This window comes from Ketobacter sp. GenoA1, from assembly GCF_003671475.1.
In the GTDB taxonomy this organism is placed as follows: Bacteria; Pseudomonadota; Gammaproteobacteria; order Pseudomonadales; family Ketobacteraceae; genus Ketobacter.
This window is the reverse complement of record NZ_RCHM01000020.1, coordinates 202,928-227,396: the sequence shown is the minus strand read 5'-3', so window position 1 is coordinate 227,396 and position 24,469 is coordinate 202,928. Positions and strand designations below refer to the sequence as shown.

General features: G+C 55.4%; 25 protein-coding genes. 11 read left to right on the top strand and 14 right to left on the bottom strand.

Annotated elements, in window-relative coordinates; all coding sequences use genetic code 11:
• Positions 1-141: 141 nt before the first annotated feature.
• Positions 142-819, bottom strand: coding sequence for an SDR family NAD(P)-dependent oxidoreductase (locus D9N13_RS07060; RefSeq protein ID WP_290587648.1), 678 nt, complete (start codon positions 817-819; stop codon positions 142-144).
• On the bottom strand, positions 816-1,505 hold the full coding sequence (locus D9N13_RS07055) for a phospholipase D-like domain-containing protein (RefSeq protein WP_290587646.1): 690 nt from the start codon (positions 1,503-1,505) through the stop codon (positions 816-818). Before D9N13_RS07055 ends, D9N13_RS07060 begins: the two co-directional genes overlap by 4 nt.
• On the opposite strand from D9N13_RS07055, the gene D9N13_RS07050 reads away from it, so the two are divergent.
• The 7 genes from D9N13_RS07050 to urtE all read left to right on the top strand — a co-directional run bounded on the left by D9N13_RS07050 (position 1,500) and on the right by urtE (position 8,738).
• Positions 1,500-2,099, top strand: a complete 600-nt coding sequence (locus D9N13_RS07050) for a DUF2244 domain-containing protein (RefSeq protein WP_290587644.1) — start codon at positions 1,500-1,502, stop codon at positions 2,097-2,099. The two genes, D9N13_RS07055 and D9N13_RS07050, sit on opposite strands and share 6 nt — an antisense overlap.
• A gap of 41 nt (positions 2,100-2,140) precedes the next feature.
• Complete coding sequence (gene ureG / locus D9N13_RS07045; RefSeq protein ID WP_290587642.1) at positions 2,141-2,749, top strand: urease accessory protein UreG; 609 nt, start codon at positions 2,141-2,143, stop codon at positions 2,747-2,749.
• Positions 2,750-3,092: 343 nt separating this feature from the next.
• Positions 3,093-4,397: an urea ABC transporter substrate-binding protein gene (gene urtA, locus D9N13_RS07040; RefSeq protein WP_317622472.1), complete on the top strand. Its 1,305-nt coding sequence runs from the start codon at positions 3,093-3,095 to the stop codon at positions 4,395-4,397.
• Positions 4,398-4,496: 99 nt separating this feature from the next.
• Entirely contained in the window at positions 4,497-6,134 is a 1,638-nt protein-coding gene (urtB, locus tag D9N13_RS07035; RefSeq protein WP_290587640.1) for an urea ABC transporter permease subunit UrtB, read from the top strand.
• A 33-nt stretch (positions 6,135-6,167) separates the two neighbouring features.
• The gene (urtC, locus tag D9N13_RS07030; protein ID WP_317622479.1) at positions 6,168-7,283 is read left to right on the top strand and encodes an urea ABC transporter permease subunit UrtC; all 1,116 of its coding nucleotides are present in this window, start codon (positions 6,168-6,170) and stop codon (positions 7,281-7,283) included.
• On the top strand, positions 7,280-8,041 hold the full coding sequence (gene urtD, locus D9N13_RS07025) for an urea ABC transporter ATP-binding protein UrtD (protein ID WP_290587636.1): 762 nt from the start codon (positions 7,280-7,282) through the stop codon (positions 8,039-8,041). Before urtC ends, urtD begins: the two co-directional genes overlap by 4 nt.
• Position 8,042: 1 nt before the next feature.
• On the top strand, positions 8,043-8,738 hold the full coding sequence (urtE, locus tag D9N13_RS07020; protein WP_290587634.1) for an urea ABC transporter ATP-binding subunit UrtE: 696 nt from the start codon (positions 8,043-8,045) through the stop codon (positions 8,736-8,738).
• A gap of 100 nt (positions 8,739-8,838) precedes the next feature.
• Here urtE and egtD read toward each other — a convergent pair whose 3' ends face one another.
• Both egtD and egtB read right to left on the bottom strand, forming a co-directional pair.
• Positions 8,839-9,828, bottom strand: coding sequence for an L-histidine N(alpha)-methyltransferase (gene egtD / locus D9N13_RS07015; RefSeq protein ID WP_290587632.1), 990 nt, complete (start codon positions 9,826-9,828; stop codon positions 8,839-8,841).
• Positions 9,818-11,092 (bottom strand): ergothioneine biosynthesis protein EgtB, encoded by a 1,275-nt coding sequence (gene egtB / locus D9N13_RS07010; protein WP_290587630.1) that lies wholly within the window; start codon positions 11,090-11,092, stop codon positions 9,818-9,820. The genes egtD and egtB overlap by 11 nt, the downstream gene beginning before the upstream one ends.
• 161 nt (positions 11,093-11,253) lie before the next feature.
• On the opposite strand from egtB, the gene D9N13_RS07005 reads away from it, so the two are divergent.
• The 3 genes from D9N13_RS07005 to D9N13_RS06995 all read left to right on the top strand — a co-directional run bounded on the left by D9N13_RS07005 (position 11,254) and on the right by D9N13_RS06995 (position 14,512).
• Positions 11,254-12,456, top strand: a complete 1,203-nt coding sequence (locus D9N13_RS07005) for a hypothetical protein (protein WP_290587628.1) — start codon at positions 11,254-11,256, stop codon at positions 12,454-12,456.
• 218 nt (positions 12,457-12,674) lie between these two features.
• Entirely contained in the window at positions 12,675-13,421 is a 747-nt protein-coding gene (locus D9N13_RS07000) for a TorF family putative porin (RefSeq protein WP_290587626.1), read from the top strand.
• 131 nt (positions 13,422-13,552) lie between these two features.
• Positions 13,553-14,512, top strand: coding sequence for a LysR family transcriptional regulator (locus D9N13_RS06995; protein WP_290587624.1), 960 nt, complete (start codon positions 13,553-13,555; stop codon positions 14,510-14,512).
• Here D9N13_RS06995 and D9N13_RS06990 read toward each other — a convergent pair.
• The 10 genes from D9N13_RS06990 to rep all read right to left on the bottom strand — a co-directional run bounded on the left by D9N13_RS06990 (position 14,502) and on the right by rep (position 23,505).
• On the bottom strand, positions 14,502-15,167 hold the full coding sequence (locus D9N13_RS06990) for a DJ-1/PfpI family protein (protein ID WP_290587622.1): 666 nt from the start codon (positions 15,165-15,167) through the stop codon (positions 14,502-14,504). The two genes, D9N13_RS06995 and D9N13_RS06990, sit on opposite strands and share 11 nt — an antisense overlap.
• A 172-nt stretch (positions 15,168-15,339) precedes the next feature.
• Positions 15,340-16,146, bottom strand: coding sequence for a F0F1 ATP synthase subunit gamma (locus D9N13_RS06985; protein ID WP_290587620.1), 807 nt, complete (start codon positions 16,144-16,146; stop codon positions 15,340-15,342).
• Positions 16,143-17,600 (bottom strand): F0F1 ATP synthase subunit alpha, encoded by a 1,458-nt coding sequence (locus D9N13_RS06980; protein ID WP_290587618.1) that lies wholly within the window; start codon positions 17,598-17,600, stop codon positions 16,143-16,145. The genes D9N13_RS06985 and D9N13_RS06980 overlap by 4 nt, the downstream gene beginning before the upstream one ends.
• A complete protein-coding gene (locus tag D9N13_RS06975) occupies positions 17,590-18,336 on the bottom strand; it encodes a F0F1 ATP synthase subunit delta (protein WP_290587616.1) in 747 nt (248 codons plus the stop codon). The genes D9N13_RS06980 and D9N13_RS06975 overlap by 11 nt, the downstream gene beginning before the upstream one ends.
• A gap of 12 nt (positions 18,337-18,348) precedes the next feature.
• Entirely contained in the window at positions 18,349-18,615 is a 267-nt protein-coding gene (locus D9N13_RS06970; protein ID WP_290587614.1) for an ATP F0F1 synthase subunit C, read from the bottom strand.
• Positions 18,612-19,292 (bottom strand): F0F1 ATP synthase subunit A, encoded by a 681-nt coding sequence (locus D9N13_RS06965; protein WP_290587611.1) that lies wholly within the window; start codon positions 19,290-19,292, stop codon positions 18,612-18,614. Before D9N13_RS06965 ends, D9N13_RS06970 begins: the two co-directional genes overlap by 4 nt.
• Positions 19,289-19,564 carry an AtpZ/AtpI family protein gene (locus D9N13_RS06960; RefSeq protein WP_290587610.1) on the bottom strand — a complete coding sequence of 92 codons (276 nt, stop codon included), beginning with the start codon at positions 19,562-19,564 and terminating at the stop codon, positions 19,289-19,291. Before D9N13_RS06960 ends, D9N13_RS06965 begins: the two co-directional genes overlap by 4 nt.
• Positions 19,561-19,968, bottom strand: coding sequence for a F0F1 ATP synthase subunit epsilon (locus D9N13_RS06955; protein WP_290587606.1), 408 nt, complete (start codon positions 19,966-19,968; stop codon positions 19,561-19,563). Before D9N13_RS06955 ends, D9N13_RS06960 begins: the two co-directional genes overlap by 4 nt.
• Positions 19,965-21,392: a F0F1 ATP synthase subunit beta gene (atpD, locus tag D9N13_RS06950; protein WP_290587604.1), complete on the bottom strand. Its 1,428-nt coding sequence runs from the start codon at positions 21,390-21,392 to the stop codon at positions 19,965-19,967. The genes D9N13_RS06955 and atpD overlap by 4 nt, the downstream gene beginning before the upstream one ends.
• A 106-nt stretch (positions 21,393-21,498) precedes the next feature.
• Entirely contained in the window at positions 21,499-23,505 is a 2,007-nt protein-coding gene (gene rep, locus D9N13_RS06945; protein WP_290587603.1) for a DNA helicase Rep, read from the bottom strand.
• 161 nt (positions 23,506-23,666) lie between these two features.
• Here rep and D9N13_RS06940 point away from each other — a divergent pair, with 161 nt between their 5' ends.
• The gene (locus tag D9N13_RS06940; RefSeq protein ID WP_290587601.1) at positions 23,667-24,437 is read left to right on the top strand and encodes an SDR family NAD(P)-dependent oxidoreductase; all 771 of its coding nucleotides are present in this window, start codon (positions 23,667-23,669) and stop codon (positions 24,435-24,437) included.
• Positions 24,438-24,469: the final 32 nt, after the last annotated feature.

Below are 24,469 nucleotides of genomic sequence, written 5' to 3'. Positions count from 1 at the left end.
TCCCCGCCGCCGGAGCCATGCATTTATAACAATATTAGACCAGATTCACAGTTTCGGTGTTATACCGATTTAGTCTGTGGCCCAAAGCGGCGCCCGAAGTACGGCTATAGTGCCTTAACCAAAAGTGCCTTAACCAAATTATTATCGGTTAACCCAGCCTCCACACAGCGGAAACACCTGACCGACAAAACAATCGGCGGCGCCGCTGCACAAATAGGCAATGAATTCAGCGTCTTCTCCGGCGCTCACCAGTCGGCCCAGGGGCACTTCCCGCTGCAACCGGGCCTTGAAGCGTTCATCTGCCTGAATTTCAGGGGGAAAATAGGTGGGGTTATCGACAAAATTCTGGGCAACGGCGTTAACCTGGATATTGTGGCGGGCCACCTCAACACCCAGGGCCTGTACGTAGGCCAGCTGTGCTCCGCGGGCGGCACTGTAGGTCGCGGTTCGCTTCATGCCGCGCAATGCTGCGGCGCTGCCCACCACGATGATTTTTCCCTGCTGCCGTTCAATCATTTGCGGCAGCACTGCTTTGCACAGACGGGGTAAGGGGTCCACCAGCCGGGAAAAGGTGGTGCGCCATTCCTCCTCGCTGATGTCCGTGGCGGCTGTGGTGGGGGCGGTGATGGACAGGTTGGCCACCAGAATATCCACCCGGCCGCTGGCGTGAATGAGGTTGGCCGCTGCTTCCGGGGCGGTCAGCGCATCGTCACTGGCAATGACCTCGGCAGCCTTCTCCCGTAACCTTTCACAGATGGCTGGCCCCATAAAACTGTCGGCGTGGGTGACCAGAATGCGTTTCCCGGATAATGCCGTCATGCGAATGCCTCCCACAGTGAATCGAATTGGTTTTGAAATTGCGCGATCAATGTTGTGTCCTGACTGATCACAATGTTTTCCTGATTGCGTTCGGTTGCACTGCGGGTCCAGTTGAAACTGCCGTTGATGAGGGTCAGGCCGTCAATAATACAAAACTTGTGGTGCATGTGGTCCGCTGTGCTGTCGAAACGGGTTGCAATTCCCTGCTGCGACAGGCTTCCCAGGTCACTGCCGAGATCATGTTGTTTGTGATTGTCGCTGATGATGCGCACCACTACGTCGCGCCGGTGCGCCGCCACAATGCTGTCCGACAACCGGTTATCGGAGATGGTGAAGACACAGATATCGATATGTTGGCGGGCATTGTTGAGTTGGCGGATAATGTGCTGCAGGCAATCCTGCCCTGGGGTGAACCAGGCCTGATGTGTGCTCTGACGCTGATGTAACTCGGCGTTGATGGCTTTGGTGCCCCGGTCCAGCCAGCCGACGATGGCCATGGCGGTATCCGGTGCCTGCGTCAGCCGATCCCGGGCCAGTTCAAACAACCGGTTGCGGAGAAAGTTAAGGTCGTCGAGGGGCAAGCCCTTGAGATCGAATCTTAGGTCTCTGGTTTCGGCTTTGCTGAGCCGGTCGTCGTCCAGGTACTCCAGTAAAGACCGTTCCAATGCTAAGGTGTCTTTATGCATGGGGTTCTCTATGCCGATGCTGACTGCTTATTGTTGTTGAGGGCATTAAAACATGAGGGATTACCGGAGACAAACCGCCGCTGCAAGGGTGCCCGCTTGGTAACCTGTGAACAGCAGGGGGCGGAAACCCTGATCACACTGCAGCCCAATCGTTCTGCGACCGTGCGGCAGTCCATGTGGTTCTTGCTGCTGGTGTCTGGGGTGACGTTGTCGGTGGCAGTGTTCTGGACGTTTTACGGTGCCTGGCTGGTGTTGCCCTTTGCCGGTCTGGAAATTGCAGCGCTGACCTACGTGATGATGCGGGTGCTGCGTTCTTCCTACCGCATGCAGGTGATCCGTATTCAGCAACATGCAGTGGAGGTGGAAGAGGGGGAGTTTTTCCCGGTACGGCGCTGGCGCTTTCTGCGCCCGGAGGCCTGTGTTAACGTGCGTGCTGCCCAAAGCCCGGTGGACACTATCGGCTTGCAGTTGGATGACGGCAGCCAGGCGCTTGAGGTGGGTGGCTTTCTCAATCAGGAGGATCGCATTAAGGCGCGGGATGCCTTGCGTGAATCCGGGTTGATAGTGTGCAATGAACGCTGGTGGCATTCCTGAATTCACCGACATCAATCCAATTTCGATTAATAGAGGACACCATGACCAAACAAACGCTTCGAGTGGGTATCGGCGGGCCTGTGGGCTCCGGTAAAACGGCATTAACCTTGCGCCTGTGTGAAGCCATGCGCGAAGACTTCAATATCGCGGTGGTGACCAACGATATTTACACCCGTGAAGACGCCGAATTCCTAACCCGTAATGAGGCGTTGTCGGCGGATCGTATTATTGGTGTGGAAACCGGCGGTTGTCCCCATACCGCCATTCGGGAGGATGCCTCCATGAACCTGGCGGCAGTGGCGGATTTGAATGAGCGCCATCCGGATCTGGATCTGGTGTTGATTGAAAGTGGAGGAGACAACCTGGCGGCCACGTTCAGTCCGGAACTGTCGGACCTTACTCTCTATGTCATTGATGTTTCCGCCGGCGACAAGATACCCCGCAAAGGTGGGCCCGGCATCACCAAATCGGACCTGTTGGTAATCAACAAGATTGATCTGGCGCCGTTGGTGGGAGCCTCACTGGAGGTGATGGATCGGGATGCACGCAAGATGCGTGGCGACAAGCCGTTTATTTTCGCCAATATGAAGGAAAAGCAGGGCTTGGCGGAAATAATCCAGTTTATTTGTGAGCATGGCATGCTGAAATAACGCCAAAAATCAGGGTATATGCATTAAAAAGGGGCGCCTGATCCGGTGCTCCTTTTTTCGTTTAGGGGGCTGCACCAGCAAGACCCCATCAATCCGTGCAGTCATTAGTCATATTTGCACTGCAATGGTTCCGTGAAGGAAATCCAGCGCCCATTCCGACCCATATTGGAGCTGGCCATTGTTTTGCGCCCTCTAGTGGTGCGAAGGTCGGGTTTTGTTCTACCTTTTGTCGTCAATACTGATCAAATGTTGTTCTATTTGTTCCCTTAAATGCCCGTGGCATAGAAAATGCTTTCCCCCCGGTGCGTTCACAAAAACCAATAAACTCACTGGGGGAGTTCCCATGAAGAAAACCAAGTCCACATGGATAAAAACAATGGCCGGAGCGGCGGTAGCTGCATCTGTGTCGCTGGTGTCATCGATGGCCATCGCCGCCGACACCATTAAAGTTGGGGTATTGCATTCACTGTCCGGCACCATGGCCATCAGTGAAACCACATTGAAAGACACCGTCTTGATGATGGTGGACGAGCAGAACAAAAAAGGCGGCCTGCTGGGCAAGAAGCTGGAAGCCGTTGTTGTGGATCCTGCTTCCAATTGGCCGCTGTTTGCTGAAAAAGCAAAAGAATTGCTGGAAAAGGAAAAGGTTGACGTTATTTTCGGTTGCTGGACTTCCGTATCCCGTAAATCCGTCTTGCCGGTGATCGAAGAGATGAACGGTATTCTGTTCTACCCTGTGCAGTACGAAGGTGAAGAATCCTCGAAGAACGTATTCTACACCGGTGCCGCACCCAATCAGCAGGCCATTCCGGCAGTGGATTATCTGATGGACGAAGTGGGTGTGAAGCGTTGGGTGTTGGCCGGTACCGATTACGTTTATCCCCGTACCACCAATAAAATCCTGGAGTCTTATCTGAAGCAGAAAGGCGTTGCCGAGAAAGACATCATGATTAACTACACCCCATTCGGCCATTCCGATTGGCAGACCATTGTATCCGATATCAAGAAGTTCGGTTCCGCCGGCAAGAAAACCGCCGTGGTCTCCACCATCAACGGTGATGCCAACGTGCCTTTCTACAAAGAGCTGGCCAACCAGGGTGTATCGGCAGAAGACATTCCGGTGGTGGCGTTCTCGGTGGGTGAAGAAGAACTGTCCGGCTTTGACACCAAGCCTCTGGTGGGCCACCTGGCAGCCTGGAACTATTTCATGAGTGCGGATTCCGAAGCCAACGATGCCTTTATCAAGCAATGGCATACCTTCATCAAAGATAAGGACCGTGTTACCAACGATCCCATGGAAGCCACCTACATTGGTTTCAACCTGTGGGTGAAAGCAGTGGAGAAAGGCAAGTCCACAAAAGTGGATGATGTACTGAAAAACATCATTGGTCTGGAAACACCAAACCTCACCGGTGGTACCGCCAAAATGCTGCCGAACCATCACCTCACCAAGCCGGTTCTGATCGGTGAAATTCAGGAAGACGGTCAGTTCGAAACCGTATGGCAGACCGAAAGTGAAGTGCCCGGTGATGCCTGGACCGACTTCCTGCCGGAAAGCGCCAAGATCGAGGCGGATTGGCAAGATCCCAAGATCATGTGCGGTAACTACAATACAGAAACCAAGAAGTGTTCAGGTCAGAACTACTAATTCGCTAGTCGTTCGTACGATTTAGAACCATTCACCAAAAGCCCTGCCCGGTTGAGCGTAGCAAGACTTGGTGGGGCTTTTTCAAAGAAGCAAGTCACTATGATGAAACAATACTGGGGAGTATTGCTGGTGCTGCTGAATATCATGTGCGTGGCGCCGGTTTGGGCGCAAAACGCAGATGAAAGCACTGGCTTTGAATCGCTGATAGGTGAGTTGACCACCTCGAGTTTTAAGAAAAAGGCCAAAGCGGTAGAGGCCATTGCCGCATTGGATGATGAACGGGTACTGCCTGTTATGGAAGCCATGTTGGCAGGGGATCTGTATTATCAAAAATCCGATGAAAAAATTGTTTTCAAGGCCGATGGGGAATCCGGCTACCTGATTACCGATGTATTGACAGGCACTGAGTTGGGCGAGGTTGGTAAGCGTGAGGTGAAAAAGATCGCGACCAACAACCGCCTGCGCAAGCAGTTGCGAACACAGATTGCCGGCTACAAATTGCTGAGCAAGAAACCGGAAATCCGCCTTGCTGCCGCGGATGATTTGATCAAAACCCCCAGCCCGGAATTCCTCCAGGTGCTGCAGACTGCCATCGACAGAGAGAAGGAACCGGCGGTATTGAAGGCCCTGAAGGTGGCGCGGGCGGTGATCCTGCTGGACAGCGATAACGAAGTGGATCGTCTGCAGGCGGTCAAAGACATGGATGGCTTTGCCAATAAATACACCATGGCCATGCTGACGCAATTGGTGCGGCAGAACGAAGACGGCAGTTACGTGGAGCCCAGCGCGTTGGTACGTGAAGAGGCCAACGGGGCCTTGAACGGGCTGCAAGCCATGGCCACCTGGTACAAGTTTGTCGAGGATGTGTTCTTTGGTCTGAGCCTGGGGTCGGTGCTGTTGCTGGCAGCGGTAGGACTGGCCATTACCTTTGGTGTGATGGGGGTCATCAATATGGCCCACGGTGAAATGATCATGTTGGGGGCCTACACCACCTATGTAATTCAATTACTGATGCCCAATCACATTGATGCCTCCTTGCTGGTTGCGGTACCCGCGGCCTTTGTGGTGTCCGGCCTGATGGGTATCATTATTGAGCGCACGGTGATTCGGCATTTGTACGGTCGCCCCCTGGAAACGCTGTTGGCCACCTTTGGTATCAGTCTGATCCTGCAGCAACTGGTGCGCTCTGTCTTCTCACCGCTGAATCGCTCGGTAATAACACCGGACTGGATGAGCGGCTCACTGGAAGTGAACGGCTTTTTGTCCCTCACCTATAACCGTCTGTACATCATCGTGTTCGCACTGATGGTGTTGTTCGGCCTCATGCTGCTGTTGAAGAAGAGCTTCTTCGGTTTGCAGATGCGCGCAGTGACACAGAATCGCACCATGGCCAGTTCCATGGGTATTCGCACCGGCTGGGTTGATGCCATGACCTTCGGCCTGGGTTCGGGTATTGCCGGGATTGCCGGCGTGGCGTTGAGCCAGCTCACCAATGTGGGGCCGAATCTGGGTCAGTCCTATATCATCGATTCCTTCCTGGTGGTGGTGTTCGGTGGTGTGGGTAATTTGTGGGGCACTTTTGTGGCGGCGATGAGCCTAGGGGTGGCCAACAAGTTTGTGGAGCCGGTAGCCGGTGCCGTGTTGGCCAAGATATTGATTCTGGTGTTCATCATTCTGTTCATCCAACGTCGACCGCGGGGCCTGTTTGCCCTTAAAGGTCGCTTTGTGGAGGGTTAAGCCATGACGTCTCAATCCCGATTGGCCTGGCTCATGAATGATGTGGCAGGCAAACGTTTAATGGCGGTGATTCTGGCCGTCATCATCGTGTTACCGATGTTGAATCTGCTGGTGCCGGAGGATTCCTTTTTTCATGTTTCCTCCTACACCATTGGTTTGTTGGGCAAGTACCTGTGCTACGCCTTGCTGGCATTGGCGGTGGATTTGATCTGGGGCTATTGCGGTATTCTCAGCCTTGGTCACGGCGCCTTTTTTGCGTTGGGTGGGTATGCCATGGGCATGTACCTGATGCGTCAGATCGGCGACCGTGGTGTGTACGGTAATCCACTGCTGCCGGATTTCATGGTGTTCCTCAACTGGCCCGAGCTGCCCTGGTACTGGTATGGCTTTGATAATATTTACTTTGCTATGTTGATGGTGGCACTGGCGCCGGCGCTGCTGGCCTTTGTTTTCGGCTGGCTGGCGTTTCGGTCCCGTGTCACCGGGGTCTATCTTTCCATCATTACCCAGGCCATGACCTACGCCCTGATGCTGGCTTTTTTCCGCAATGATATGGGTTTTGGCGGCAACAACGGGCTCACCGACTTCAAGAATATTCTGGGATTCAGCCTGCAGGACGATGCCACCAAAGTGGCGTTGTTTGTCTGCTCCGGTGTGGCGGTGATTTTGGGTTATCTGTTGTGCCGGTATGTGGTGTCTTCCAAACTGGGGCGGGTGTTGGTATCGATCCGGGATGCGGAAAGCCGTACCCGTTTTATCGGCTATCGGGTGGAACACTACAAACTGTTTGTGTTTGTGCTGAGCGCTGTCCTGGCGGGAATTGCCGGTGCCCTGTATGTGCCGCAGGTGGGCATCATCAATCCCGGAGAATTCTCACCCATCAACTCCATCGAGATCATTATCTGGGTGGCGGTGGGTGGTCGCGGCTTCCTCTACGGGGCCATTATCGGCGCCATATTGGTGAATTACGGCAAAACCTTCTTCACCGGTGCCTTCCCCGAGATCTGGTTATTTATGCTGGGCGGTTTGTTTGTGGTGTCTACCCTGTTTTTACCCCAGGGCGTGGTGGGGGTGGTGCAGCAATGGAAAGACAAACGGGCTGAGCAAAAAGCGCTGGCCAAGGGCAATGGCGGGGAGGCGATGTCATGAAATTGATGACCAAACATATTCCCCAGCACATTCTGTACGTGGATGGGGTCACCAAATCCTTTGATGGGTTTAAGGCGCTGAATGATCTTTCGTTTGTGGTTAAACCCGGTGAGCTGCGCGCTATTATCGGCCCCAACGGCGCGGGTAAAACCACCATGATGGATGTCATCACCGGCAAACTGAAACCGGATGTGGGTGATGTGTTTTTCCGCGATACCGTGGACCTGACCAAGCACGACGAAGCCGACATCGCCAATATGGGCATCGGCCGCAAATTCCAGAAGCCAACCGTGATCGAAAGTCTTACCGTGTTTGAAAACCTGGAGCTGGCCCTGACCGGAAACCGGGGTGTTTTCAAGGCGTTGTTCCACAAACTCAACGCAGAGCAGACTGCCCGTATTGATGAGGTGATCGAACTGGTGGGGCTGGCCGAGAAGCGCAGCTGGCTGGGGGGGAATCTGTCCCATGGTCAGAAGCAGTGGCTGGAGATCGGCATGTTGTTGAATCAGGAGCCGGACCTGCTGTTGGTGGATGAACCCGCTGCGGGGATGACGGATCATGAAACCGAGATGACCGCCAAATTGCTGAAAGGCATCGCCGGTGAGCGTTCGGTGGTCGTGGTGGAGCACGATATGGAGTTCATCAAGGCGCTGCAGTGCCCGGTAACGGTGTTGCACGAAGGGCACGTGTTGGCGGAGGGCACGCTGGAGCAGGTGCAGACCAACGAGCAAGTGATCGAAGTGTATCTGGGGCGCTGATATGTTGAAAATAGACAATATTGATTTGTATTACGGTGCCAGTCAGGCGTTGAAAAAAGTCAGCTTTGAAGCAGAGAAAGGCAAGGTGGCCTGTGTCATGGGGCGTAACGGCGTGGGCAAAACGTCTTTGATGCGGGCAGTGGCCGGCCAACACCCGGTGCAAAGTGGCACAATCCTCTGGGATGGTAAAGACATCAGCAAACAGCCGCCCTATGAACGGGCCAAGAACGGTATTGCCTATGTGCCCCAGGGGCGTGATGTGTTTTCCCAGTTAACGGTGCTGGAAAACCTGAAAACCGGCTTTTCCGTGCTGCCCCATGCCGAGCGCAGGATTTCCGATGAAATCTACGAGCTGTTTCCAGTTTTGTATAAGATGCTGAAACGCCGCGGTGGTGATCTTTCCGGGGGCCAGCAGCAACAGCTGGCCATTGCCCGGGCCCTGGTCACCAAGCCCAAACTGCTGATTCTGGATGAACCCACGGAAGGCATACAGCCTTCCATCATCAAGGATATCCAGAAGGTCATCTCCCTGTTGCGGGATCGGGGGGAGATGGCCATTCTGCTGGTGGAGCAGTACTTTGATTTTGCCCGCGAACTGGCGGATAACTACGCGGTGATGGACCGCGGCGAAGTGGTGCTGGCCGGTTTGGGAAAAGAGATGGAAGAGGATACTGTACGCCGCTACATCGCGGTATAGTGCACGAGCTTGGGAGGCGGGATCCGGTTTGCAGCCTGGTTAATATGTCGGTTGACATGGTGTGTGGCCAGGGTGCAAACCGGATTTCATTTGTTAGCGGTCAGTGTGCAGTGAGGTAGTGCAGGCTGAACAGATGGCCCGGGTCCTGCCATACTTTGCCGGTTGTAAAGCCGGCTTGCTGCGCCATGCTTGCAAACACCGGTAAAGCGTACTTGTAGGAATTTTCGGTGTGAATGGTTTCGCCTTTGCGCAAGCTGAAGCGTGTTTTTTCCACTTCCACGATTTGATCCAGTTTACTCACCAGATGCATTTCAATACGGGCTTCCCGCGCATTGAAATAGGCGTGGTGAAAAAAGTGCTGTGGCTTCAGGTTGGTACTGAACGTGTTTTTAATGCGGTGTAACAGATTCAGGTTGAACGCTGCGGTCACACCGGCCGCGTCATTGTAGGCGGCATTCAAAATCTCTGTATCCTTGATGCAGTCCACACCAATCAGCAAACCGTCCCCCTCTGTCAGTAAGCGTCGAATGCGCTGCAGGAAAGTCTGTGCTTCCGGGCGGGTGAAATTGCTGATGGTGGAGCCCGGGAAGAACACCAGTTTGCGTTGTGGTGTCTGGCGCCGAAAGGCGTCGGGCAGTTGGATATCCTTGTGGTAATCCCCCACGATCGGAATAACCTGGACCGAGGGAAACTGCTGGGCCAACTCCCGGGCGGACGCTTCCAGAATCTCCATGGAAATATCAATGGGTATGTAGCTGCGGGGATCGGTTAACCCGTCCAGCAACAGGCGTATCTTAATGCCGGCACCGGAACCGAATTCTAGTATATCGCAGTGTGATCCGACGATAGCGGCTATGTCGGCCATATAGCGTTTTAGAATGTCGATTTCAGTGCGGGTGATGTAATACTCCGGGGTGGAGCATATGGCTTCAAACAGCTGCGAACCGCGCTCGTCATAAAAGTATTTGCAGGGCAGGGTTTTCTGCGGCTGTGACAGGCCGTGCAGCACGTCGCGCAAAAATTCCTGGTGGTGGGGAATACTGTTGTCGATCATTGAGGGCACTGCATTGGTTTGAGTGTTATGCATCATCGGCCATCCTTATGCCGGTAAATTGCCATTGGGCGTGGGCGGGGAAAAAATTACGGTAGGTGGATCGCAAATGCCCCCTGGGGCTGACACAGGATCCCCCCTTGAGCACCCACTGATTGCACATGAACTTGCCGTTGTATTCGCCCACCGCACCGGCTGCCGGTTTGTAGCCGGGGTAGGGGCTGTAGGCGCTGCGGGTCCATTGCCAGCAGGTACCGTAGAGCTGTTGGTAGCCACCGCCTTGATTGGGAGCGGCCGGTTTCGGGTGCAGGCAGGCCAGGTCCAGAAATGCCCCCGGCTCATCCAATCCCGTGGCCTGTTGCGCCGCGGCCTCCCATTCGAACTCGGTGGGCAGACGTTTACCACACCACTGAGCAAAGGCATCCGCCTCGAAATAACTGATGTGGCAGACCGGTTCATTGGGGGCCAGTGTTTGCAGGCCGGACAGGGTATAGTGCTGCCAGCGGTCATCCTGCTGTTGCCAGTAGATAGGGTGTTCAACCTGATTCTGCTGGCGCCAGGCCCAGCCGTCGGACAGCCACAGCAGCGGGTTTCGGTAGCCGCCATCGGCGATGAATTCCAGATACTCCCGGTTGGTGACCAGGCGCTGCGCCAGTTTGAACGGTGGCAGCAACACCCGGTGGCGGGGTGATTCGTTATCGAAATGAAACCCGTCCCCGTTGTGGCCCACTGAGATCTCACCTCCGGCATGTTCCAGCCAGCGCTGCGGCGCTGGGTTGGTCGGCGGGCTGCGGTACGCCACCAGTGCAGGAAACAGCGGGTTGAATGAAAAGCCATGCTTGATGTCCGTCAGCATTAACTCCTGATGTTGCTGTTCATGGTGAATGCCCAGCTCCACCAGCGCTGCGGCCTGTTGATCAGTGGGCGCCTGGCTCAGGTAGCGGGCCATATGGCAGTCCACATGGTGTCGGTATTCCCTCACTTCTTCCACCGTGGGGCGCGAAATCAAACCCCGGTTAGGGCGCAGGTATTGCGGGCCCACCTGGTTGTAATAGGAATTGAACAGATAGGCGAACTCGGGCTGGTAGGGGGTATAACCCGAAAGGTAAGGGGCCAGCACAAAGGTTTCAAAAAACCAGCTGGTATGGGCAAGATGCCACTTGATGGGGCTGGCATCCGGCATGGACTGAATCACCTGGTCTTCAGGGTGCAGCGGCTCGGTGATGTCCAGGGAAAGTTTACGGGTTGACTGGTACTGGTCCAGTAGGGGTGGCAGTGGGTTGTCCTGCAGGTCCCTGTCCATGGATTGGCTCCCAAAAGCAGGTGGCTTCTATCGTTTTTTTACTCCAGCAGGGGTGAACTCTAGCATGATTGAAATGCCCTTGCCCATGGGGTGCTTTTTTATTTGGCACGTATTCACGCTAAGATGAGTCCACTTCAATCAGTCAACGTCAGGAAACATCTATGAGCCAAGTGGTATTGGGTATGAGCCGAATCCTAAGTGCGCTGCTGGTGCTAATAAGCACCATGCTACACGCGGAAAATGTCTTGCATGTGAAAGCAGGTGACACCTTTGAACTGGCTGCGCAGCCGGTACAGTCCTTTGACCGGCTGATCCTTGAAGACCGCGCCGTATTGTTGGTTCCCCCCGGCCTTAAGCAGTTGCAGCTGGAAGCGGCCTGGGTGGAGTTGGGTGAGGATGTGAAGATCCTGGCCCGGGGTGAAGATGGCAAGCCCGGTGCCCCGGGGCAGGACCGGGAAGGTCAGGCTGAGGAGTGCCAGGGCGGCCGGCGCGGCGGTGACGGTGGACAGGGTACGCAGGGGGCAGAAGGGGTGTCCCTGGTGATGGCGTTGGGGATTGCGCGGTTGGGTTCCCTCACAGTGAACAGCCGTGGTGGTGATGGCGGTGCGGGTGGGGCCGGAGGCCGGGGGCAGCAGGGCGGCCCGTTCGATAAGTGTAATGCCCAACCGGGTGGGGATGGTGGTGCCGGCGGCGATGGCGGTGACGGCGGCAATGGCGGGCAGGTCAGCATAACCTATCGTCTGTTACCCGGTCACGATGCTGTGGATGCAGTGAATAACCGGGTGGTGATCCAGAATGGCGGTGGCCAGGGCGGTGAACCCGGAGCGGCCGGTGAAGGCGGTGCCGGTACTGAAGGGAAGTACATCAATATGCGGACCCTGACCGGAAACCGCAAGTGGATGGCTGGGGGTGACGAAGGGCAACCCGGCAGTGCGGGCAAACCCGGGCGTGACGGCGTTAAGGGGCAGGCACTGGTGCAGCAGGATCTGCGCGATCGCATGGACGCCGTGATCCAGACTCAGTCGGCCCAGGTGACTGCCCTCAAGGATCAACTGGTGGCTCGCTTGGCGGAAGAGAAGCGCCAGGTGGAGGCGGCGGCGAAACAGGCGATTTCGTCCCTGGAGGCACAGGTGAGTGCCCTGCAAAACAATCTGGACTCCGCTGCCAATCAGACCTCAGTGGATCAATCCATTGCTGATATTCAGGGCAAGTTGGCCCGGCAGGCCGCCCGTCTGGATGAACTGAGCGCTAAGATGGAGCAGTCCATGAGCGCCATGCAGTCGCAATTGGACGCACTGAGCAAACAGGTCAAGGGGCTGGATGGGCGGGTAAACAGCTTGTCCGGATCAGAGCGCAATCAATAGGGCCGGTGGCGGGCGTTTTTGGTGCGCCCGCTTTTGGTGCGCGACCTATAGTGGTGCGCTGGTTTCAGTTTTATGACATGATGGCCCTGCGAAAGCCCCAGAAAAGCCCGGAAATCCAAGGCTTTGCCGTTTTGGCACACTCGTTGCTTTTCTTGTCGGGAGTTCGTTAACCAAGGTGCAAGCCTTATATCGTCTAACCTCTGGGGGTTATTTTAATTATGTTAAACAAACAATCCAAAATGCTTCGTTTGAGTGCTCTTTCTCTGGCCGTTGCCGGAGCTATGGCCGTTGCGCCAACCGCTGCTAACGCTGAAGTGTCCGCTTCTGTTGGTGTTTCTAACATGTACTTGTGGCGTGGTGTGGACTTGGGTGCATACGATGTTGTTGCATTCGATGAAGAAGCGGAAGAAGGACTAGTTGATACCGGCGAGGGTTGGTTGGTCGAATCTGGTCGCGGAGGCGTCGGTGCTATCTCTGGCGACCTGTCCTATTCAAACAGTGGATTCTACACCGGCGTATGGCTTTCTTCTGGTGATACGTATTTAGGTTCAGAGTATGACCTGTTTGTAGGTTATGGCGCGGAAATCGCTGGAATTAGCTTTGATGTCAATGCAACTACTTATATTTATCCCAATAATCCTGATGGTACCCTCGATAATCCAGGCGAGGCCTCTGACTTGATCATGACTGTTGGGTTTGCAGGTTTGTCTTTTACTGCCTATGACAACATTGCAGGTGGTTCTGGTAAGGTTTATTACACGCTTGGTTATGGCTACGATGCGTTCTCTGTGTTGGTCGGTAAACACGATCTGACAGGAGCAGAGAGTGAGAACATGGTTCACGTCGACTTGGCGTATGCATACAACGACAACTTGTCTTTTATCGTAAGCCAGCAAGTGGATAACATTCAAGATAGTGGTAAGCCTAAAGTTGTCGTGTCTTACAGTCTGCCTATCGACATGTAAGAAGCAGAGAATTTCGATTTCTCTCCGAGTGGGCCGGTATTCGTACCGGCCCTTTTTTGTGTCTGCCCAAATGTAAACCTTACACCTTAATTCCGATATCATTGGCCCAAATCGATGTTGGGCAGGGATATATGGATAAGTTGGGATTACTGGAAGTGTTCAGTGAGGTGGCCAGAACCGGCAGCTTTGCCCAGGCCGCCGTCGGCATGGGGGCCTCCCCGTCAACCGTCAGCAAAGCCATTGCGCGGCTTGAATCCCATCTGGAATTCAGTCTGTTCGTGCGCTCCACCCGGCGCTTGCGTTTAACCCCGCAGGGGCAATTGTATCTGGATTCAGTGCGCACCATATTGCAGTCCCTGGCCGACAGTGAGCACCGTCTACGCCAAAGTACCCTGACACCACAGGGTGTACTCAGTATCAACGCGCCGGTCTCCTATGGTCGGTTGTATCTGTTGCCACTGCTGACGGAATTTCGCCAGCGTTATCCGGAGCTGGATGTTAATGTCAGCTTCTCCGATCACTATCGCGATACCATTGAAGAAGGCTTTGACCTGTCCATTCGCAGTGGCCAGTTAAAAGACAACAGCCTTATCGGCCGCCAGCTATCACCCATTGATTTTTTGATTTGTGCGGCGCCGGATTTTTTGCACCAACGGGGTGTGCCGGGCTCAGTGACCCAATTGATGGCGCAACCCTGGATTCGGTTTCGCTTCAAGCAGACCGGGCGCATTATGCCCGTTTTCTGCCCATTGCAGGCCAGTGGCGAAGACAGTATTGATCCCGGCAGGCAGTATGTGGTGAATGATGGCGAAGCTCTGGCGCAATTGGCGGCCCAGGGCCTGGGGCTGGTGCAATTACCGCATTTTATTGCCCGTAACTGGTTGCTGTCAGGGCAGTTGGTGTCGCTCTATCCGGCAGTGCGTCCTCCCACGTTCGGTGTGTTTGCGGTGTATCCCATGCAGGAAAGAACACCAGCAAAAATTACCGCCTTCCTGACATTCCTGCAGCAGCAACTGGCGGCCATGGGGGAAGACGGACGCCACACCTGGGTGGATGACGTTGCTCCCCTGTGTATGACCCTTAGCGGATAAACGGCTGCTGAGAGAGACGGCGGTACTGGATGGCATCCGCCACTTCTTCGGCTTTGGCCTCGGAGGCGATTTTTGACAGGAGCATCAATGCTGCCTGATAGCTCACCAGGCTGCCGTTGGAGGTGATCACGCCGTCGTCCACAACCACATTGGTATTTTCCTGCACCTTGACCGCGGGAAAATCCCGTTGCAGCTCCGCTTCGCCACCGGCCCAGGTGGTGGCCTGCTTACCGTCCAGCAGGCCTGCTTTGGCCAAGACAAAGGCACCGGAACAATTGCTGGCCACCCACGACGCATGGCGCCCACTGGATCTGACGTACTCTATTACATCCTGTCGTCGCAGAATGGGCCCCATATCGTAAGCGCTGGGCACAATCAGCACATCCAGCGACGGTTGTTCACTCAGTTGATGCTGTACGTTCAACGAAATATTTTCGTGGGTGGTGACACTGGGTTTGGAATCAATGTGGATCAGACTGACGTTATAGTCCCTGAACCAACTCAGTTGGCTCGCGTGACCAAAGACTTCAAGCGGCGCCGTGATGTCGGAAGTCAGGACGCCATCCCATACCAGGATCCCTATTTGTTTGTCCGCCGCCTGGGAAGACAGGCTGAGTAAACTGGTCAGAAGCAGGGCTAGAAGCGTACGTAGCATAGTGTTTTCTCCCATATGATGTCGATGCGATGAGGTCAGTGCGGGCAAGCATACGGGCGTAGCAGTGCAGTGAACAGACGCCTGCGGTCGTTTCAGTGGTGACGGAAATTCACGACTAATCTAACGGACAGCTTTGGCCTGCGTGCGGGAAGTTTTCCCGGTTTGATATGGCTCAACTAAACGTCTGATCCGACAGTATCACTTCAATTTCCTCCACAATCTGTTGCTGGCGTTGGGCGTTAATGCGCTGGCGCAGGTTCCGGGATAACTCTTCAAGGTGATCCCTGGCCCCTTCCATCTGTCGAAGGCGCCAAAGGTTCTCCGTATGCAGGGAAACGGTCAGATAGTGCATCAGGCCCTGTTGCAGATAGTGCAGCTGCAGTTCCTGCAGCAGTGTTGCGGCTGGTAATGTTGTGCAGAGGGAGGCGGCGTTGCAATGATCGGGCTGCGGCAGCGGCAGTAGCTGCACGATTTCAGGCTGGTTGTGGTCGTGATAAAGCACGCGAATACGACGGGGGAAGCCCGTGCGCACACTTGTATCGACAATGCTGTGCATCACTGCCAGGGATTCGTCAATGCCTGCAGCGGCCCGCAGCGCAATAACGTTGTCGTAGGTTGACAGTTTGTCTGCCAGGCGGGTTCCAACCGCCAGTATGATCTCGGTATCCTGTAATGCCAGTTCGTGAAAGCGTTGTGCCACCAGCTCGTTGAAACCACCACAGAAACCCCGCTCCGATCCCAGCACCAGCAGCAGGTCGGGGCCCGGTGCCGCCGGCAGTTGGCCGGCAGCCGCGCCGCCGCGGTGAAACAGAAATTGATCCATGGCCTGGCGGCAGCTGTCAAACACTGAGCGCCGGTGACCCTGGGCTTTTTCCAGGCGCAACATTTCCACCCGAGCCAGGTTGCGCATGGCAGTGATGATATCGTCCAGCTCTTCATACAGTTCCAGGCGATAGTTGTTCTCGGCCCGTTGACTCATGTTGGTTGCAGCCAGGTTGGAATCTGTTGCCGCCACTGGTCGCGGCTGGCATCCAGGGTCAGCTTGCTTTGCTTGGCAGCGGCTTCCAGCTGCAACAGAATGGAGGGGAGCCGATTCAGCTCGCAATCGTCCAGCAGTTTCTCGTTATAGGCAATCAGCCAGGTCAGTTGGCCGGTGGCACTCACCGGGGTTAATCGATCCTGCACCATGATCTGGCGCAGCACCCGGCCCCGTTTCAACTTTGCTTCCATGGCCGGCTCCAGCCGGGTTCCAAAACGGGTAAAGGCTTCCAGCTCCAGAAATTGCAGATAGTCCAGGCGGATGCGGCCGGCTTCCTGTTTGATGGCTGGGTGCTGTGCCTTGCCGCCAATCCGCGATACCGAGCGGGTTACATCAATGGCGGGCAGCATGCCGGCGGCAAACAGCTTTTGATCCAGGTAGATTTGGCCGTCGGTAATGGAAATCAGATTGGTGGGAATGTAGGAAGCGATTTCTCCCTGTTTGGTTTCCACAATGGGTAGAGCCGTCATGGAGCCACCGCCCAGTTCCGGAGACAGAACCGTGGTGCGCTCCAGCAAGCGCGAATGCAGGTAAAATATATCGCCGGGATAGGCTTCCCGCCCCGGTGGCCGATGCAATAACAGGGAAAGTTCCCGATACGCTTGTGCGTGCTGGGTCAGGTCATCGTAGATGATCAGGGTATCCTTGCCGCGCTGCATCCAGTATTCGGCAATGGCGCAACCGGAAAACGGCGCCAGGTAGCGGCAACCGGAAAGCTCGTTGGCTTCGGCCACCACCAGGGTAGTGTAGGCGGTGGCGCCCTGCTCCTGCAGCGTATCGATGAGGGTGGCCACGCTGCTGCGGGTCTGGCCGATGCTGACGTATACGCACAACACGTCTTCGCCCTGTTGTCGCAGTATGGCGTCCACGGCCAGGGAGGTTTTCCCCAGGCCGTTATCGCCGATGATCAACTGGCGCTGGCCTTTGCCGATGGGAATCTGGGAATCGATGATGCGGTTGCCGGTGTACAGTGGATTGCGGACAAAATTGCGGTCCAGAATGGTGGGAGAGGTCACCTCCAGTAAGCCCCGCTGATGATCGGCAGGCGCCGGCATGTCGTCCAGGGGCCGGCCCAGGGGATCCAGCACCCGTCCCAAAACACTGTCACCGATGGTAATGTCCAGGCGTCGGCCGGAACGCCGAACGCTGATGCCGGATGACAGGGAGGCCTTTTGCTCCAACACGATCGCGCCCAGCTTTTCCGGATCCAGCAGAAACACCAGGGCAGTACTGCCGTCTTCCAGGTAAATCACCTCGTCCATCATGGCGGACGGCAATCCCTGCACCCAGATGATGCCGTCACCCACGCTGATCACCGTGCCCTGTTCGGTGATGCGGGTGCTGATGCTGTAATCGGGGTTGAGATCAAACAGCGATCTGGAATCAGATGGCATGGTGCAATTCCGCCTTAAAGAATTCCAGTTCATCCACCAGATTGGCATGCAAGGTCAACGGCCCGATGTTAAGGCGAATGCCACTGATCAGCGATTCGTCCAGGCGGGTGTCCAGGCTCACGGTCTGGTGCAGTGTGTCGGTCAATGTGTGCTGTAGCTGTTGCAGTTGATCGGGTGCCAATGGTCGCGCCGATGTGACAAGCAACGTGGTTTGCTTGTGCAGTGCATTGGTAATCTCGTCGCGTTCTGCGGCCGATAACGCCTGCAGGTCTTCCTGTAACATGTTGAGCAGGGCGTTATCCAGATCCTCCCCGGCTAACCGGCGCAGCAACTGTTGAGTTAACAGCAGGGCACCCTGTTGGGACTCCTGGCGGGCCTTTGCTGCCAGTGCTGCCTTGTCCTGTTCCAATATGGACTGCAGGCGTTTCTTCTCGGTTTCCGCCTCCTCTCGGACTTTAGTCATCGCCTGTTGCCGTTGCTCGCTTAATTCAGTTAACAGCGCCTGTCGCTGGTGCGCTCTTTCCACATCCCACTCATCAATTTTGGCTTGCAGGGTCTGTTGCAGTGATGCCGCCGCTTGCTGTTGCGCTTCGGCATCCTGTTGTGCCCGTTTCAGCTGCTGTTGACGGCGGGCAATGGCAGCCTGAACCGGCTTGAACAGAAAGCGTTGCAGTAGCCAGATCAGTACCAGGAAATTAACGATTTCCAATACGAGGGTAAGTGGGTCAAGTTCCATCAGCAGGCGCCGTTACTGAACGAAGTATTCAAGCAGTGGGTTGCGAAACAGTATGATCAGCACCACCACCAACACGTAAATCGCCAACGATTCGATCATGGCTAACCCGATGAACAGGGTGCGGGTGATGATTTTCTCCGCCTCCGGTTGTCGTGCCAGTGCATCCAGGGCCTGGGCAATGGCTTTGCCCATGGCGTAGGCCGGCAGGGCACCACCAATGGCGATGGCCAGGGCGGCTACCACAGTGGACAGTGTGCTGAACCAGTGTAGGTCGGTCATGTGTTTTTGCTCCCTTGTTCAGATGAGGTTGTTTTATTTTCCAGGCTGGTGCCGATATAAAGCAGGGCCAGTACGCCGAAGATGTAAGCCTGAATCAGCGCTTCCACCAGGTGCAGCATCATCAGTGGTACGGGCACCAGAAAACCGGCCACCAGCAGCACCAACAGAATGGCCATCTCCAGGCTCATGATATTGCCGAACAGGCGAATGGCCAGGGCCAGAGTGCGGCTGATCTCACTCATCAGGTGAAACGGCAACATGATCGGATTGGGGGACAGATAATGCTTCAGGTAGGTTTTCAGCCCCAGGTTGCGGATACCAAACCAGTGCACCGAGACAAAGACGATTACAGCCAGTCCGGCGGTTACCGACAAATCTGCAGTGGGGGAATGCAGCCCGGGAATCAGCCCCAGCAGATTGGCGCACACCAGATAGACCCACAAGGTGGCAATAAACGGGGTGACTTGTTTGTAGTGGTTGGGCACCACTTCTTGCACCGCGTTTTCCATCATGGCAAACAGGGATTCGGCACCGGTGCGCCACAGGTTATCTTCCTGTTGCAGTTTATGACGGATAAACGCACTGAACGACAACAATAGCAGCATCACCAGCCAGGTGGTGAGTAGAGATCCGCTCAGGGAGAGCGTCCCGAAGTGGATACCTTGTGCTTCGTTCATGAACGCCCCCGGATATACCACACCATATTCCAGATGCCGGCGACCACACCGAGAATGATAAAGCTGACCGTCCAGCGGGTGCCGAATTCTGCATTCAGGCTGTCCAGCCAGCGCCCGAAGTAGGCCCCGCCTACCATGGGGATCACCAGCAACAATCCCAGGGTGCCACCGTACATCAACAGCCCGAACAGCCCCGCCGGCGCCTGTTCGCCCCGATCCTGTCGTGCGTTATCCCGTTGCAGCGATTCGCGGAAATCATCCCGTTGATTCACAGCTGTCCTCCTTGCTGATTCATTTCCCACAGCCTGCGTGCCAGGGCCTGTTCCATCTGCGTTACGTTGCGCTGGGTTGTGTCCTGGGTTTCACTTTCCTGTTGCCAGCGGGTTTCCAGCAGATGCAGCAATTGCTGGCGGCTGTCGCTCAATACAAACTGGGTGGTCATCAATTGCAGCCGGTTGTTGTGAAACCACAGTGTTGCTCCGGGTTGGGCAATATAATGCCAGTGGCTGTCGTCTGTTTTATAGCGCGCCAATCCTGGCTGCAAACAGGTAACAAAGGTTTCATGGCCGGCTTGCAGGCCAAAACGGCCACTGCGATCCGTGGCAACAAAACTGTGGGCGCCATCGATCTGCTCTTTACGGGTGCAATCCATCAACACCAGAGTGAAAGGGGTCATGAGGCGTTCCCCTGCTGGCTTGCTGATGTGGTGCTGGTTTTATTTGTGAGCGTGCCTTTCATGTAGCAGTCAGCTTCATCCAGTTGATCAAAGCGGCCGTCCAGAAAACCTTCACAGTCGTCAAGCAAATCATCCAGCTCAACACTGACGCCGGCAATGCCGGTGTGATCCGCCACCACGCTGAAGGGTTGTGTTAAATAGCGCTCCAGCTTACGAGCCCGTTGCACGACTTTGCGGTCTTGCGCCGATAATTCCTCGATCCCAAGGATGGTGATGATGTCTTCCAGTTCCCGGTAGCGGGCCAGATGTTCTCTGACTGCCATGGCAACGGTATAGTGGCGTGCGCCCAGCATGTGCCGGTCGAGCATGCGGCTGCTGGATTTCAGTGGGTCAACGGAGGGATAAATACCTTTGGCAGCCTGTTGGCGGGACAGTATGACTTTGGTGTCCAGGTGATTCATGATGGCGCTCACCGCCGGGTCGGACATGTCATCTGCCGGTACATACACGGCCTGCACCGAGGTAATCGCGCCGTGCCGGGTTGAGAGAATCCGCTCTTCCAACGATGCCACTTCGGTAACCAGTGTGGGTTGGTAGCCCACCGTGGCCGGCATGCGACCCAACAGGCCGGAAATTTCACTGCCGGCCTGTACGAAACGGAACATATTGTCCATCAGGAACAACACTTCTGATTGCAACGAATCCCGCAGATACTCAGCGTAGGTGAGGGCGGTGTAACCCACATGAAAGCGCACACCGGGGGATTCATCCATTTGCCCGTACACCAGCAGTGCCTGGGGCAGTACGCCGGAATCCTTCATCTCATGCCACAGTTCGTGCCCTTCCCGCATGCGCTCGCCAACACCGGCAAACACGGATACCCCTTGATGCAGGGAACTGACCGCATGCATGAATTCCATCATCAGTACCGTTTTGCCTACTCCGGCACCACCGAACAGCCCGGTTTTGCCCCCTTTTACGAACGGGCACAGCAGATCGATCACCTTGATGCCGGTGGTCAGAATTTCCTTGGCGGGTACGGTTTCGGTCAGCGCGGGTGGCTGCGCCAGAATATTGCGGTAGTCGCTGCTTGCGAAGGCGGGCATCTTGTCCAGAGGCTCACCAAAGACGTTGAGCATGCGTCCCAGGCAGTCGGGGGCCACCGGCACGTGCAGTGGTGCGCCGGTGTCGAACACCGGCATTCCGCGCGCCAGGCCCGCGGTGCTGTGCAGGGCGATGGCTCGGATACGGCTGGGGTTAAGGTGCTGGAACACCTCCAGCAACACCGGTTCCCGGTGATCGCGTACCATCAGGGCCTGATTCAGCGGTGGCAGGTAGCGGGTACAGATGTCCACCACCGGCCCATGCACGGCGTCGACTTGTCCTATCAGGGTGGTGGTGGCTGCGGGATCCTGTTCTGGCATGGCCATGCTCTTGGTTGTTAAGAGGTGGTTCAGCTCGAATCTAGAGTATTATCATCCATGGGTTTCTGATGTGTATCAAGGCCGGGATGATTAGATTGCTGGGTCTCTATTCAAACAGGTTTTTCAAATTGGCCAGATGGGCGTTGCCGATCTCCTGTTTTTCTTCCTTGGATTTACTGGAACCACGGCCTTCCCAGGCCAGATCATCCTGCGGCATCTCATCCAGAAAGCGGCTGGGGGTGGGTTCGAATTCTTCACCGTACTGTTTGCGTTTGGCGGTATAGGTCATGGTCAGTTCGCGCTTGGCACGGGTGATGCCCACATACATCAGGCGGCGTTCTTCCTCGATGTTGTCTTCCTCAATGCTGGAGCGGTGGGGCAGCAGCTCCTCTTCCATGCCCATCAGGAACACATAGGGAAATTCCAACCCCTTGGAGGCATGCAGGGTCATCAACTGGACCCGGTCGGAATCGTCCTCTTCTTTTTGTTGCTCCAGTATGTCCAGCAGAATCAGTTTGCCGATCACGCTCTCCACGTCGTTTTCATCGTCGGCTTTTTCCAGCATACGCTCGATGGAGGCCACCAGTTGCCAGACGTTTTCCATGCGTTTCTCGGCCATCTTCGGGCTGGAGGATTGTTCCACCAACCAGTTTTCATAATCGATGTCGCGGATCATCTGTTTGATGGCCCTCACCGCATGGCCGCGCTGAATGTTTTCCCGGGTTTCTTCCACCCAATCGTGAAAGCGTTTCAGCATGGCGTATTGTTTGGCTTTCAGGGTTTCCGCCAGCCCCATTTCACAACTTACGGAAAACAGGCTGCGTTCCCGGCTTTGGGCGTATTGGCCGAGTTTTTCCAGGGTGGTGGGGCCCAGCTCCCGGCGCGGGGTGTTGACGATGCGCAAAAATGCGTTGTCGTCGTCGCTGTTCATGATCAGGCGTAAATACGCCATCACGTCTTTGATTTCGGCTTTGGAAAAGAAAGAGCTGCCACCGCTGACCTTGTAGGGAACCTGAAACTGCTGCAGTTTTAATTCAATGATGCGCGACTGATGATTGCCGCGATAGAGCACTGCAAAATCCTTAAACGGGCGTTTGCGCTGCATGTGTTGATTGAGAATATCCCCGGCAATTTTTTCCGCTTCATGATCTTCACTGCGGCAACGAATGACTCGAATCGGATCACCGAAACCGTGTTCACTCCACAGTTGTTTTTCAAACACATGAGGATTGTTGGCGATCACCTGGTTGGCGCATTTCAGAATGCGGCCGGAGGAACGGTAATTCTGTTCCAGCTTGATTACTTTTAATGCCGGGTAGTCCTGTGCCAGTTGTGCCAGGTTTTCCGGGCGGGCACCACGCCAGGCGTAGATGGATTGATCATCGTCGCCCACCACGGTAAAGCGGGCACGTTTCCCCACCAGCAAGCGCACCAGCAGGTATTGTGAGGTGTTGGTGTCCTGGTATTCGTCTACCAGCATGTAGTAGATGCGATTGCGCCAGCGTTCCAGCACCTCCTCGTTGTCGCGCAGTAACAGCGTGGGCAACAGAATCAGATCATCAAAATCCACCGCATTGTAGGCCCGCAACATGCGGTCATACAGCGCATAGGTGTGGGCGGCGCGCATCTCATCTTCATCGTTGGCCCGCGAGATGGCCTGGGAGGGGGTGATCAGATCGTTCTTCCAGTTACTGATCTGGTGGCGGATAAAATCCACCTCGTCTGCCCCCACCTCCGACTCTTTGTGCAGTAGCTCGGTTAACAGGGTGCGGCTGTCCTGATCATCGAATATCGAGAAACCGTTTTTCAGGCCCAGGTGCTGCTGCTCCTTGCGGATGATGTTGAGGCCCAGGTTGTGAAAGGTGGATACGGTGAGGCCGCGGGCCAGCTTGCCTTTCACCAACTGACTCACCCGCTCTTTCATTTCCCGGGAAGCCTTATTGGTAAAGGTAACGGCTACGATGCGGTGGGCCGGGATCTCACAATTTTCGATCAAATGAGCGATTTTGCGGGTGATCACACTGGTTTTGCCGGAGCCTGCGCCCGCCAGCACCAGCAAGGGGCCGTCAATATAATGAACTGCTTCTGACTGGCGGGGATTCAACTTGCTCACGGACTGCGCTCGAATTGGGGTACATGGGAGTCACCGGGCAGCACATTTTACACGTAGAGTGTCACTTTTGGATACTAATCTGTCCGGCTGGTCAATTGGATTGGTTTGGGCTTTCACGTATGCTCGGATGCCATTCAAGCCAGAGAAATAAGGATTCAGCCATGAATGATGTGAATTTCAGCCTTGCCGGCAAAGTGGTGCTGGTAACCGGTGCTTCCAGTGGATTTGGTCAGATGTTTGCGCCGTTTCTGGCCCGTCAGGGGGCCAAACTGGTGGTGGCTGCCCGCCGCCGGGACCCGTTGCTGGCGCTGGAGGAACAAATTGAAAATGACGGCGGGCGTTGCCTGGCGGTGACCATGGATGTGGCGGATCGGGCTTCCATCGTAGAAGCCTATGAGCAGGCGGAAGCGGCCTTCGGTTGTGTGGATGTGGTGGTGAACAATGCCGGCATCGGCCTCAGCAATCCGGTGCTGAAAATTACTGAAGACGAATGGGACAAGGTACTGGATACCAACCTGAAAGGGGCCTTTCTGGTGGCCCAGGAGGGGGCCCGCCGCATGAATGCCCAGGGTAAGCACGGCTCCATTGTCAATATTGCCTCGGTGCTGGGGCTGCGGGTGGCCAGCCACCTGACTCACTACTGTGCCTCCAAGGCCGGGTTGGTGCAGATGACCAAGTCCATGGCCCTGGAGCTGGCGGATTACGGTATCCGGGTAAACGCCATCTGCCCGGGTTATATCCTCACCGATATTAATCGCGATTACTTTGATACCGAAGGCGGCAAACGCATGATTCAACGCATTCCCCAGAAAAAACTGGGCGCCATCGAAGACCTGCTGGGGCCTTTGTTGTTGTTGACGTCGGATGCCTCCCGTTACATGACCGGATCGGTGATCTCCGTGGACGGTGGTCATGCGGTGAGTAAGCTTTAGATTTTTATATGATTGACTTTTACAGAGGATTC